The following is a 14,060-nucleotide window of genomic DNA, read 5'->3' as shown; positions in this document are numbered from 1 at the left end:
ATCTGTAATAGTAAGGACTTTTATATTTAATAGTTTTAATAATTCATAGCAAATTTACTTTCAAAACATTTATAGGTATCGAGTGTAAAGGAAATAATATATTTTAACTATTTATATTATTAATCAGAGAAAGCAATGGAGGCATAAAATGAGGCGATATTTTAAATACTTAATAATCGTAGTTATACTTGTTTTGATTGTTTTAAATCTTAGCTTTACACAAAATGAAAATAGACTATATGATGAAATAATAGTTTTTGACGATATTAATTTAGAAAATTTAATAAGAGAAGAAATAAATAGACCCTATGGTGATATTTATAAAAGTGATGTTTTAGCTATTACTACGCTGCATGCAAGTCATTGTAGAATATCCGGGTTAGAAAGAGATGACTATTATTTTAAGTATGGAAATAATGATATCATATCAAGTTTAGAAGGAATACAACATTTATCTAACTTACAAGAGTTAGATCTTAGCTTTAATCAAATCGTAGATATTAGTCCTTTAAGTAATTTGTCTAATTTACAAGAGTTGGATCTTCGATATAATCAGATAGTAGATATTAGTCCTTTAAGTACTCTATTTAACCTACAGAAATTAGACATCAATTATAATCAAATAGTGGATATCACTTCATTAAGTAATTTAACTAATTTACAAGTATTGTACCTTGATGGTTATAAAATCAGGGATATTAGTCCTTTGAGTGATTTGACATATTTACAAGAGTTGCACCTTAATGGGAATCTCATAAATGATATTAACCCTTTAAGCAATCTTGCTAATTTACAAATACTAAACCTTAGCAGTAATCAATTCATTAAAGATGTTCGCCCATTAAGTAATTTATCGAGTTTAAAAGAGTTAGACCTTCAATACAATCAAATTGAGGATATTAGTCCTTTAAGTAATTTAACTCATTTAGTAATATTAGATCTTTACCACAATCAAATAAAGAATATTAGTTCTTTAAGGAATTTATCTCTGTTGAAAGAACTATACCTTAATAGTAATCAAATAGAGGATGTTAGTCCATTGAGTAATTTGGCAAATTTAGAAAAGCTAGACCTTAGATATAATCAAATAAAAAATGTTAGTTTATTATGTAATCTAAACAAATTAAAATATTTATACCTTGATAAAAATCAAATAAAAGATACTACCGCTTTGTGTAATTTAGCTAATTTAAATACTTTAAGCCTTTGTTATAATCAGATAGAGGATATTAGCCCATTAAGTAAGTCTACTAAATTACAAGTACTATACATTAGCAGTAATCAAATTAGAGATATTAACTCATTGAGTAATATGTCAAATTTAATAAAGTTATACAGTTCCTATAATCAAATAGACGATATTAGTGCATTGAGTGAGTTGTATAATTTACAAGTTCTAACACTTGGGAGTAATCCAATTAGTGATATTTCCATAATAAATAATCTATCAAATTTACAAGTACTTGATCTTAGTCATAATCATTTCATACAAGATATTAGTGTGTTAAGTAATTTATCTTATTTACAAGAGTTATATATTTACTATAATCAAATAGAGGATATTAGTGCATTAAGTGAGTTGGATAATTTACAGGTATTATATCTTAGCAATAATCAAGTTAAAGATATTAGCGCATTAAAAAATTTATCTAAATTACAAGAGTTAGACATTAACAGTAATCAAATACAGGATATTAGTGCATTGAGAAATTTAACTAATTTACAAAGATTATACTTACACAATAATCAAATAAATGATTATAGCCCTTTAGAAGCCTTTCAAAATACTTATATATCAAAATAAGTTACTACTAATTTTTAATCAAAATCTAGCAACTTAGGAAATTGTTAATCCTCATTCTTGTCACGTATTCATTACAGGTGCTCTTTCAGAGATGTTAATTACTAGGCTGTTTTTCTAATTTGCTAAGTTTTAAATTATCAATATGATTATAAAGATGGCTTGATTTTAAATTATGTAAAAAAATTATTTGACATACCTCGAACCTCTATGTATAATGTTAAGCATAGATGTTCGAGGTATAAATATTTAGGAGGTGTACGTTTTGAACTTTGATAAGAGTCTTATTTCAGGGAGTACAATGCTTCTTGTCTTGCATATGCTTGAAACAGGAGATATGTATGGGTATGAAATGATTAAGGAGTTAGAGCAGCGCTCAGATAATACTTTTACTCTTAAGGAAGGAACTCTCTACCCTATACTTCACTCTCTTGAGAAAGAAGGTTCTGTTGTTTCATACATGGCAAAAGGAGATACAGGTAGAAAGCGTAAATATTATCAGCTTACAAAGAATGGTAGAAAGCTATTAGCCAGCAAAAAAGAAGAATGGTCATTATTCAGTAAGACAGTCAACAAGGTTATTGGAGGTAGTCGCTATGCATGATAACAAAATTACCTTTACTACAAAGGTATGTGAACAGATACGCTTTAAGACTGCCCACTATGTAATAAAGGAAGAGTTAGAGACACATATAGACGAGCGTGTATATGATTATATTGCAGATGGATTTGATAAACAGGAAGCCACGGTCAAAGCAATTCAGTGTATGGGAGATCCCTTTGAACTAGGATGTCAGCTCAATAAAATCCATAAACCTTATACAGAATGGACAGTAATCTGTTCAATCATTTTACTTAGCTTATTTGGAGCAGGAATACTATTTTTTATCGGGGATTTACCATTTGGAAATGGAAGTATATTCGGACAAAGACAAATAATCTATACTGTTTTAGGGTGGGGTTTGTTAGTTGCTATAATTTTTTTTGACTATACAAAACTTAATGAAATCAATGGAAAAATATTTATTCTGGGTCTTTTATTAACCTTTATAACGGTATTATTTGGGACAGTAGATAGTGGTGTACTTTATTTGAGAGTCGGCATAATTTCCTTCAAAACAGTTTCTATTTGTAACTTTATGTTTATGATAGCTATTATTGTTGAGTTAAATAAGAAGAGAGGAGAAGGTAAAGCCGGTTTTATTAAGATAGGCGGCCTTTGTGCAATTGCGCTTACAACATTGGTAATTAATCGTAACTTTGATCTTCTTTTCAGTATGCTAATTATATATGCAATCATTTTTACCATAACCTTAAGAAAGAAACACTTCCACATTCAACAAGGTTGGCTTTATGTCAGTATAACATATGGAATAATGCTTATTTCTTTACTGGTTCTTACGTTATATATACTACCTCGGGATGATCTACAATTCAAAAATTATCTGATTAATTCTCAGTGGATAGGTGAATCAATATTTTTAAATGCAAATGGTTGGGTTCATTTACCTGAAAATTGGACGGATTATTTTTTCACTATAATCATTGCTCATTTTGGACGTATAACTGGCTATACCTTAATTTCAGTATTTTCTATTTTTCTAGGAACAATGATATTCAAAAGTATAAAGATAAAGAATTGTCTGGGTTTTTATCTTGCGATAGGTTCCAGTCTTTATCTATTAATTAATTTTATAATAAATATCTTAAGTTGTTTGGGGTTAATTGGTAATGTCACTTCCAGCCTACCTTTTGTCTCATTTGGAACAACTGACTACATTACTAATATTTTAGCTGCAGGACTTTTTTTATCCATTTGGAGGAGACATTCAATTGTACCAGCAGATATGATAGATTCTAAAATTATATCCTAAGGGAGTAAAGGTAGATGATGATTACAATAATTAAATGATAAAGGGGAGTGCGTAATGAAAACACCGTTAAAAAGTAATAAGGGGAGATGGTTAACCAACCTTAGTAAGAAGAAAAAAGTGTTTTTAGTGATACTAGTTATACTTACCTTTGGTATTATATATGAACAGACTGGTAGATACCTTGATAGTAAGCGATTTGAACCAGTTGGTCAAATCTTTAATATTAATGGGCATGATATGCATATTTATGGAGCTGGAAAGGGAGAAGAAACAGTAATATTTACATCGGGTTGGCGTACACCTAGTCCATATGTTGACTATTATCCCCTGTATAATGACATATCTAAATATTCCAGAATAGTCGTATATGATCGACCTGGTTATGGTTGGAGTGAGGTTGATAAAAAGCCAAGAGATCTAGATACAATCGCTATTGAGTTACACAAATTGCTTGAGGAAGCGGGGGAAAAACCTCCCTACATACTTGTTGGACATTCTTTTGGTTCAAGTGAAGTTTTAAGGTTTGCCCAATTATATGGTGATGAAGTAAAGGGTATTATATTAATAGATGGTTCTAGTCCTGAATATTCTGTCAGCCAAAAAAGACCTTCTAAGTACTTTTTACGGCATGGTACGATAAAACATACCCTCTTAAATTATACCATTAACGGGTTAGTAGATATAGGAATCATTCGGGCTTTATGCAACATTCCAGATTTTTATACATCAATTTCGCCCTTTAGAAATGGACTTTTATTAGTATCAGATGATTTGAAGGAATTAGACGAGGCCATGGCCTTAAAATGGTTAAATAATAAAAACCATTATGACGAGTTAAGAATGGAGAAAGATAAATTAGTAGCAGATGGACATTTAGAAGATATTCCACTTAAAATTATAACTTCTGAAGAATACAATAAAGGAGTAGTTACTAATCAATTTCAGAAGGACTTAATGGAATGGTCTACAGATAGTGAGCAAATTGTAGTTGAAGGATCAAGTCATTATATTCACATGTTTAATCCAGAAGCGGTCAATAATGTGATATTGGATGTTATAGAGTAAAGCATAGTAATGCTTATGAAGTACTGTAAGAGTAGTACATTTGATAATTTATGATTTATCCCATATCAGTCAAGTAGGAAATCAAGGACCTAAATACTAATCTAAATAGCAAACCTCATATGATTGACATATGAGGTTTTATTTTAATATCAAAAACAACAGTACCTTAAATTTTATTTTTAGTAATAGTAGAATATACGAATAGGTAGTAAAGAGTTCTAAAGGGTATCATGTATTGTATCGTTAGTCAGAGGACAATTAATCGTCCTCTCTAGTTATAGTCTACTTCGAAATTGCAAACAAGTATCATAATTATTTTCCATCAGTTGCTTCATTATTTCACTAACATCTGATATAGGTGCGCTCATTTCGTTTTTAAGCCAACATTGAATCATCCCTGTAATACCCGATGCAATGTATGAAAAAACATAATAGTTAGCAACATTCTTATCATAATTAACTTTATAGTCTGGAATTGTTAAAATCAAATTTTGCAGTTTCACTGCAAATTTAACGCCATTTTCATCTACAAAGAACAGGTTGAATAATGATGAATTCTCTTTGATTACTCTGAGTAGTTCAGTAAAAAATGCTCTCGAAATTAAATCTTGATCGTTTTCTGTACAATATTCTTTCATTACTCTTTCAAGTAATTCAATAGCTTCATTTTCTAATTTATCAAGCATATCATAAACATCTGTGTAGTAGTTGTAAAATGTTGAGCGATTTACATCAGCTATGTCTGAAATCTCTTTAACTGTAATTCGATGAATTTCTTTTTTTTGCAAAAGAGAAATAAATGTTTCTTTCAATACTTTTTTTGTTCTTCTAACACGTCGATCGGACATTTTAGACTCCTTTCAGAATTACAACATTATTGTCATTTATGTTGTATAAACATCTTATGCTTCAATAATGCTGATTGAACTTTATACAACACCTGTATTATAATCAATAAGTGTCTAGAAGTCAAATTAATGTGTCAAGGAGGTTGCAATGGAAAATTCATATCAAAATTTATTTCAACCCAAAAAAATAGGTAATAAAGTAGCAAAGAATAGAATTATCATGTCACCTATGGAGGATAACATGGCTAATACTGATGGGTCACTTTCAGAGAAAACAATAGCCTATTATGAAGAACGCGCAAAGGGTGGAGCAGGCATCATCATGACAGGAATGGTGAGTGTTGACCATAAATATGGCAGAATATCAGGCAATGAAGCTACCATGGATGATAGAAAGCATATAGAGGGGTTTAGAGAACTTGCTAAAAGAGTTCATCAACATGGAGCCTTGTTAATACCACAATTAGGTCATGGAGGTATTGGAGCTCATCCAGATAAGCAAAATGATCACACTGTTAAAGCTGTATCCTATGGTCCTCTTGTTAAACGTATAATGAGTATGTCACCTAGTGGTGTATCAAATGCAGAAGAGTTTACAACAGAAGAGGTAGAAGCATTAATGGAAAAATTTATAAGAGCGGCAATGTATATGAAAGAAGCAGGTTGTGATGGTATAGAGTTACATGCCGCTCATATTTATATTTTTGTTCAGTTTCAACTGAAGATTTATAATAGCAGAAAAGACAGGTTTGGTGGAAATTTCTACAAACGTAGCGGTGTACTAAGAGAAGTAGTAAGGAGAATAAGGGAAAAGTGCGGTAAAGATTTTATTATCGCTGTAAGAATTGGAGCAAGAGATTATTTACCCTTAGGTCTTGGTATGTCACCAAAGCAGGGAATTAAGTTGGCTAAAATGTTAGAGGCAGAAGGAGCAGATCTTATTGATGTAAGCATTGGTCTTGACCCAACTTTAAAAAGAGCAGCAGTTGTTGAGCCACAAGGTTTTAGTGAAGGATTTAGAGCTCATTTAGCTGCACCTATTAAAGAAGCTCTAAACATTCCTGTAACAACTGCCGGAGTATTACGAACACCAGAATTATGTAATGAGATTATTAAAAATAACGTCACAGACTTTGTATCAGTTGGGCGTGGATTAATTGCTGATCCATATTGGCCTACAAAAGCTATAGAAGGTAGAGCTGATACAATAAGAAAATGTATTTCATGTAATGAAGGTTGTCTAAAGTCTCTTACCGGAGCTGAGCATAAGTCCGTTACATGTACCGTTAATCCAAATGTGGGTCGTGAGCATGAGGAAAAAGTTACTCCTAAAGAAATGAAAAATGTTGTAATTGTTGGTGGGGGACCTGCGGGGATGCAAGCTGCCATTACTGCAAAAGAGCTTGGTCATGAAGTTACATTACTTGAGAAAACAAATTCTCTTGGTGGTCAGCTTAAATTAGCAACAATCCCTCCAGAAAAAGAATTTATAGCATGGTCTACAGAGTGGTTTGAAAAGAGAATTCGTACTCTAAAGGTAAATGTGAAATACAATGTTACAAATGCCGTAAAAGAAATACAAAATATCAAACCTGATGAGGTTATACTTGCTACCGGATCATTACCATTTACACCACCAATAGAAGGTATAGAAAAAACCATAAGTTCTTGGGATGTACTTGAGGACATAAAACAAGTACGGAATAAAAAAGTTGTTGTAATTGGTGGTGGGCTTGTAGGTGCAGAAACTGCACTGTTTTTATCAGATAAAGGAAATAGAGTGACAATTATCGAGATGGCAGATGAATTATCTATAGATATCGAATACGGTAGTAAAAAACTACTATTTTCTAGCTTAAAGGACGCTAAAGTTAGCGTAAAGACAAAGACGAGGGTTAATAAAATAACTTCCGAATCTGTTACAGTTGTAAAGGATAATATAGAAAAACAAGTTAAAGCTGATGTAGTTGTCACAGCTATGGGGACTAAATCAGCAGGTCAAGAGCTTTATAATAAGATAAAAAATCTAGGATTCCATGTATCACGTATTGGTGATGCGAAACAAGTGGGGAAAATAATAAATGCTGTTTCAGATGGCTACGAAAATGCGATGGAACTTTAGTGCTAATTCAACAAGAACATAAAGTATAGTCTGTTGTAATAAGGTGGTTACTTTACAGTCACCTTATTACTTTAAGAATTATAAGAACTTTTGCTCTAGATGATTCTATAAGGTGTTAAATTACTATCTAATTGATACTATAGAAACGCAACAGTATTAATTAAAATCACTACTTTATCAAATATAGGTTAATAATAAATTTTTATGTTCTTTGAATCCTACGTACTATATAAACTAAGAATATCAAAATTTACCATTTAAAGGTCTCCAATCGTTGGAGGCTTTTTTTGAGTATAAATTCCATAATATTGTACAGTCATATGTACTATACATATAACTATAAACTATAAAGTGAAGTGTAAGTACTCTGAGGATTCTTTGTTAATTCCAGAGTATGGAACAGATGTATATACTATAATCCGTGGTGAGTGTAAATGGTTTTATGATATTTAACTATTAGATATGTTGGTTTTAATCCTGGTAGTTACCTAAGGCTTTTATGCCTGGAATAGAGGGTTCATTTACTTATTATAAATGTCTTACTCCGCAGTTTTCATGTTATAAATGTAAATCTAGTTAATAAAAAAGATTACTTATAAATATCATCTTTGATATGCAATTAATTTTTTAATGAAGTTGCCCCTAAGATTAAAGCTTAAAGTATGTTTTTGTATAAGTGTGGACACCAGCAGTATAGTAAATTATTAGAATTTATAGTATAATATTGAGTATTGACTTTAGTTAATACACTTACGTTTATTCGTGGTATTACCGACATATGGCACACTGAATACCATTTTAGTATTATATAGGTCTTTGTTTTGTCGGAGATATCGTATTTATAAAACAGAACAAATCATAGTTTATAAATCTAAGTGGATAGAGAGGTAGGAAATATTAAGATGAGGTTAGCAGAATCATTTTGGGACATGCCCTCGCACATTCCACACTATTATGTATACATTAATGTAGCTTAATCTGAGGTGAATATTAATATGAAAGATTATAGGTTTCCTGATAAAATATCTCAGTACATAAACGGAATGAGTGTTATCGAGAATGATATTGGACTTTCTAAAGCAAGGCTTTTTCATCTTAAAAAAGGAAATAAGGAACTCTATTTAAAAGTTGAGAAAGATAATTTAGAATCTATGCAAGAACAAATAGTGATGCAATGGCTTCAAGATAAGTTAGAAGTACCTAAGATAATTAGCAACTGTAATTATGAAAATTATAATTATTTACTTATGACAAAAGTTAATGGTGAGATGGCATGTACTGAAAAATCCTTATGTAATCCTAAGTGTTTAGTCAAGGCCTTAGCTGATGGGATTTTTAGATTGCAGTCAGTTAGTATCGCTGATTGTCCTTTTGATTGGAGCTTAAGTAATAAGTTAGATAAAGCTTGGAAAAGGATTGAGAATAATGAAATTGATATGAGTGATTGGGAAGATGATACAGAATTTTCGTCACCACATGAATTATATGAGTTCTTAATTGCAAATAGGCCAAAAGAAGATTTAGTTTTTTCACATGGTGATTATTGTCTACCAAATGTATTTATTCATAATGAGCAAATGGTAGGTTTAATTGATGTTGGTAACTCAGGTATAGCTGATAAATGGCAAGATATTGCTTTATGTGTACGATCACTGGAACATAATCTATGTAGTAGGGAGTATACTGATTTATTATTTAAGTATCTTAATATAGAGCCCGACCTTGAAAAAATTAGATATTATATATTACTAGATGAATTATTCTGAGAACATAGACTCCTACCGTGTGTAACATCACCTAGCAATGAAGACCCTTCGTTCCGGCTAAGGCAATCATAACGTAGGTATCCTATTAGGACCTTAAAAAATATTCCTATCTGAAATATTTAACGTTCGCTAATGAGTAGAGAATTATATTTGAGCTAGAAAGTTGACAAAATGGATATATAATATAGTAGAATACACTCTTCAACTAGCCTTTACTCTACCCCCTTTCAATACAAATAGATATTAGAGGAGGATTCAACATGAATAGAAAATTAATTTCAAATGTACCATTGATTACAATGTCTGCTGATAACATGGCATACATGACTTCATTCACAGGCGCTTTATATGGTGCCCTTAAAAGTATAGGAGAAAATTTTGATAATTCGCAGTTATTGGCTTACAGCAGTTTTGGAAACAGATTCTGTTGGACTGATAAAAAATGGGTTTTTGGAAATGAATATTTTGAAAACTGTAATGAAGTACCATTTGAAAATCAAAAGCGTCTGTTGAAAGCCATCGGGTGGAAAGTTAAAATGATTTCGCTTTTGCGTGATGAAAATGGTAATTTGCTCAATACAAATGAAGAGCAAATTAGACAGGACTTCGTAGACTCAATCAATAAGGGTATTCCTGTTTTAGCCCAAGGGATTACTAATGATGGTTGTAAGCATGATTATGATGTTTTTTTTGGTTATGAAGATGATGGTGAAAAAGTTATCGGTTGGGATTATTATCAAAACGATGACAAACTTCTTATAAGGGATAATTGGGAACAAGAGGTTAATGCTTACGTTCTACTAACTGAAAAAACGCAGTCTAAATCTGAAAAAGAGTGCATAATTGAGGCATTCAAAATCATTACAACCCAATCAAGAAAAAACGAAATTCGTGGTCGAAAAATGGGCTTTGCCGCGTGGGAATCATTATTAACACAACTTGAACATGACGACTTTTCTAAATGTTCTCTTCATCCATCTGAAGATTTGTCTAATGTTAATAATGAAGCAAATAGTTTGGAACACAGGTTCATTATTTATTGCGATGCTCTTAGCCAAATCTTTCAACGCAGTATAATATTAGATTATTATAGAACATTAATTGAGAAGTTTCCTGAATGGGCAGTTGAATTGCGAATCGCAATAGACGCTTGGGACGAATGTGCCAAGTATGGTGGATTTTTATGGAGTCAAGGGTTCTCCTTTGATGAAGCTGGGTATGAGAAATTTAGAAATCAAAACGCACGAAAAATTCTTGTTGATGAAGGACGAAAAGCAATGGCAAAAGACATAGAGGCTATTGAGCAAATTGAAAAGATATTATGTAAAGAAGATTTAAATATTGATAAATAGTAATTACCTGTATGTTGATAAAAGTGTAAGCTTAAATTTATTTGCTTGTTAAGGACGTAAATACGTAATGTTAGGGGACATGACCTAGTAAAAATAATATTATTAGGGGGGTAATAAAAGTGATTAAGAAAAATACATTGATCATCTGTGCATCAGTACATCGAGGTAATACCATAAAAATTGCTGAAGTAATTGGTGAAGTATTAAATGCAAAAATAATAGAACCAAAAAACTTAGATATAGAGTCATTTTCTAATTATGACTTAGTTGGTTTTGGATCAGGTATTTATAATAGAAAACATCATAAAAGTTTATTTAATTTTGTAAGTAATTTAAATGATCAAAATAATAAGAAAGCTTTTGTTTTTTCAACATCAACAATTCCGTTAGAAACTACACACAAGTCTCTGAAGGTAAGTCTAATTGATAAAAATTTTCAAATAATTGGAGATTTCTATTGTAAAGGCTTTATGAATCATAGTTTTGCAAAATATATATTTGGAGGGTTAAACAAAGGCAGACCAAATGATAAAGATATAATAAATGCACAAGATTTTGCAAGAAAAATAAATACTATTCTTAATTAGGATTTTTTTGAACTTAGTTATTTAAGCACATTTTAGTAAGTGCTCTAATTTATGCAGAAGTTTTAATAAAAAGGCTTAATTGAATAGTTAAGGGAGTTTATATCATGGCTTGGATAAGAAAGAGAAACATGATTATCTTAATATTACTTTTAGTTGTATGCATAGGGTATATTGCTTTTAACAAAGAATATGAGCTAACAGAAAAAGATAATAAAGAAATAATTAATATGGTTAATCAGTATTATGGTTTTATAGTAGAAGAAGACTTTTCTAAAGCATTAGAATTTTGTGTTCTAGAAAACAGCGAAATTGATGTTCATACACGTATCATAGCACTAGAAGAGATATGGGACAATTTGATTGAAGAATTTGAGATTGGTCATAAAGCTTCAGAAATAGATAGATATAAAAATAATGGAGAAACACAATTTGTAGTTAAAGTATCCATTAATCTAAAATATAAAAATTCATTAGGTGGTGCTACTGGTGAATTTGTATATGTTAAGAAAGTGAAGGACGAATGGAAGATAGATAAAATACATGGGCTGGATAGATATGGAATTTATAGAGTTAATCAATATCAATATGATAGGTTAATTAGTTTTTTAAACCCTAATAATAATTAATAAGTTAGAGTAATATGAATTACAAATAACTAAGGGTAAAAGCTTTGGAGATTGATAACTCAACATCATAGATTTCAATTTCTTTACATTGCTGAACTATCTGCTTACTAGGAATTAAGTATAACTTACGCATTTGGGCTAAGATGAAATCCATTCTTTATATAATAATTTATAATAGGTTTAAATCATATAAGGGAGTTGTTTAAATGTATAAAAATTACAAGACAGTTATATGTATGATTATAGTAGCTTGTATTTTTTTAGTAAGTTATAAAGCAACTGACAATAGTGTGGAAGACGACATCACAGAAATGGATACTAAAAGTTTAAAAAGTAATGAAATACAAAATAATTCAGACACAATAGAAGGTAAAACTATAATCGATTTAGGTAACCTTAAAGGGCTATATTCCAATGAATGGGAATCACAAGCAAAACTAATTTTAATGATTTCAAATCAAAGCTTTTATATGGATAGTGTAAATTTAAGTATTTATGTTGATGAAGAACTATTGGTTGAGGACACATATTTGGTTGAAGACCAACATAACTATCGTTACTATTATATTGTCATAGAAGAGGGAGATCATGAAATTAGTGTGCAATATAATGGTGAGATAATTGGTAAAGAAACTATTGAAATAATAGATAATAAACCTACTTTTGTTGCTTTGAGTTATTGGGAAGAAAAAGATACAGAGGCTACCGTTCATTTTTATGTATCTGATAAACCAATTCTGATTAAATAGAAATCACACGGACTGCTTACTTTGACTATAATTGCAAAAAAAGCAGCAGAGGACACATTTATGTATAGTATCATCTTTGATATGCAAACAATTTTTCAAATGAGTAAAGTTTGCCCGTCCAATTAAAGTTTAAAGTTAATGGTAAGCTTTTTTATTAGATCTAAAGGAATTGTATAAGCATGGACACTAGCTTCGGATAGTAAATTTATAGTATTTATAGTATAATATAGAGTGTTGGTTTTGGATTAATATACTTACGTACATAAGTGGTATTTCCGACATATGTCACAAAGATATTTATTAAAGAGTTATTAGAGACTTAGTTCGTCGGTAATATAGTAGTTATCAGACATTACCGCACTCATCTCGGGGTATTGTTTTGGGTCAAAAATATTGCTGTATACTCATATTTGAAGCAATAATGTATTAGAAAGATTTTTAGTATAATTGGAGGTATTTAATGAAGAGAAGAAATAGAAGCCAATGTATAATCGTGAGGAATGGAAAAATTCTTATGGCAAAACATCGTCAAAATGGAGAAGAGTGGAGATGTTTGCCGGGAGGAGCAATAGAAAAAGGCGAAAGTCCAGAAGAAGCGGCTCTTCGAGAATTACTTGAAGAATGCTGTGTCCAAGGCGAAATTATTAAAAAGACAAGTGAATACCCTGATCCCTTTTCAAATGGATATAATTATACTTTCTGGGTTGATATAGGTAATCAAATTCCAATCTTGGGAGAAGATCCTGAATCAAAAGAAAATCCCATATTGTTTGGTATTGATTGGCTTTCTCTTAATGAGATATGTGAACGTGATAGAGCTTACATATGGGCAGCAGGATTACTGTCAATTAAAGAATTTGCAGATGAGTTAAATTCTTGGGGCGATGATATTAGTTATCCATCTTATAAGTAAGATAGATGACTCGCAAATTATCGGAAACCTTTACAATAGTTTATATTTGTGTAGTTTCAAGCGTTAGTAATAAGGGAAGGGAAAAAAGAGGTTTAGGTTTATATTTTAGTTAACTATTATATTCAAAATTGTTTAATCACTTGGGAGTAGCTTTAAAGTTGAGTGAGGTAACATCTGATAACAATATATTTCCGTGCGCTACGCACATCTCTTCACTGGGTGCGAGCACCGCCTATGAAGAAGGGCGCTGGGGTTCAGTTCAGAGACGTCGGAAATACGAAACGTTATCAGACATTACCCCATCATTTCAGAGCTAGTTTTGTGGGTCTAATTAATATAGGCAGTCTATAGAAAGGA

12 protein-coding genes are annotated in these 14,060 nt (G+C 31.0%); 11 read left to right on the top strand and 1 reads right to left on the bottom strand.

Going from position 1 to position 14,060, the window contains the following annotated elements; genetic code table 11:
* Positions 1-148: 148 nt before the first annotated feature.
* The 4 genes from C1Y58_RS09500 to C1Y58_RS09485 all read left to right on the top strand — a co-directional run bounded on the left by C1Y58_RS09500 (position 149) and on the right by C1Y58_RS09485 (position 4,740).
* The gene (locus tag C1Y58_RS09500; RefSeq protein WP_105615806.1) at positions 149-1,804 is read left to right on the top strand and encodes a leucine-rich repeat domain-containing protein; all 1,656 of its coding nucleotides are present in this window, start codon (positions 149-151) and stop codon (positions 1,802-1,804) included.
* A gap of 262 nt (positions 1,805-2,066) precedes the next feature.
* Positions 2,067-2,405: a PadR family transcriptional regulator gene (locus C1Y58_RS09495; protein WP_105615805.1), complete on the top strand. Its 339-nt coding sequence runs from the start codon at positions 2,067-2,069 to the stop codon at positions 2,403-2,405.
* Complete coding sequence (locus C1Y58_RS09490) at positions 2,398-3,675, top strand: FtsW/RodA/SpoVE family cell cycle protein (protein WP_105615804.1); 1,278 nt, start codon at positions 2,398-2,400, stop codon at positions 3,673-3,675. Before C1Y58_RS09495 ends, C1Y58_RS09490 begins: the two co-directional genes overlap by 8 nt.
* A 54-nt stretch (positions 3,676-3,729) precedes the next feature.
* On the top strand, positions 3,730-4,740 hold the full coding sequence (locus C1Y58_RS09485) for an alpha/beta fold hydrolase (RefSeq protein ID WP_105615803.1): 1,011 nt from the start codon (positions 3,730-3,732) through the stop codon (positions 4,738-4,740).
* 275 nt (positions 4,741-5,015) lie between these two features.
* Here C1Y58_RS09485 and C1Y58_RS09480 read toward each other — a convergent pair whose 3' ends face one another.
* A complete protein-coding gene (locus tag C1Y58_RS09480; protein ID WP_105615802.1) occupies positions 5,016-5,588 on the bottom strand; it encodes a TetR/AcrR family transcriptional regulator in 573 nt (190 codons plus the stop codon).
* 148 nt (positions 5,589-5,736) lie between these two features.
* On the opposite strand from C1Y58_RS09480, the gene C1Y58_RS09475 reads away from it, so the two are divergent.
* From C1Y58_RS09475 to C1Y58_RS09445, 7 genes are all read left to right on the top strand, one after another.
* Positions 5,737-7,710, top strand: coding sequence for an oxidoreductase (locus tag C1Y58_RS09475; RefSeq protein WP_105615801.1), 1,974 nt, complete (start codon positions 5,737-5,739; stop codon positions 7,708-7,710).
* 995 nt (positions 7,711-8,705) lie between these two features.
* Positions 8,706-9,476 (top strand): APH(3') family aminoglycoside O-phosphotransferase, encoded by a 771-nt coding sequence (locus C1Y58_RS09470; protein WP_105615800.1) that lies wholly within the window; start codon positions 8,706-8,708, stop codon positions 9,474-9,476.
* Between the two features lie 260 nt (positions 9,477-9,736).
* Entirely contained in the window at positions 9,737-10,828 is a 1,092-nt protein-coding gene (locus tag C1Y58_RS09465; RefSeq protein ID WP_105615799.1) for a hypothetical protein, read from the top strand.
* Between the two features lie 119 nt (positions 10,829-10,947).
* Entirely contained in the window at positions 10,948-11,415 is a 468-nt protein-coding gene (locus C1Y58_RS09460) for a flavodoxin family protein (protein WP_105615798.1), read from the top strand.
* A 104-nt stretch (positions 11,416-11,519) separates the two neighbouring features.
* The gene (locus C1Y58_RS09455; RefSeq protein WP_105615797.1) at positions 11,520-12,041 is read left to right on the top strand and encodes a hypothetical protein; all 522 of its coding nucleotides are present in this window, start codon (positions 11,520-11,522) and stop codon (positions 12,039-12,041) included.
* Between the two features lie 206 nt (positions 12,042-12,247).
* Entirely contained in the window at positions 12,248-12,790 is a 543-nt protein-coding gene (locus C1Y58_RS09450) for a hypothetical protein (RefSeq protein WP_105615796.1), read from the top strand.
* Positions 12,791-13,250: 460 nt separating this feature from the next.
* Entirely contained in the window at positions 13,251-13,703 is a 453-nt protein-coding gene (locus C1Y58_RS09445; protein ID WP_105615795.1) for an NUDIX domain-containing protein, read from the top strand.
* Positions 13,704-14,060: the final 357 nt, after the last annotated feature.

The organism is Vallitalea okinawensis, assembly GCF_002964605.1.
Classification (GTDB): domain Bacteria; phylum Bacillota; class Clostridia; order Lachnospirales; family PQDH01; genus Vallitalea_A; species Vallitalea_A okinawensis.
The sequence above is the reverse complement of the archived record's forward strand: the minus strand, read 5'-3'. Positions and strand labels throughout refer to the sequence as shown.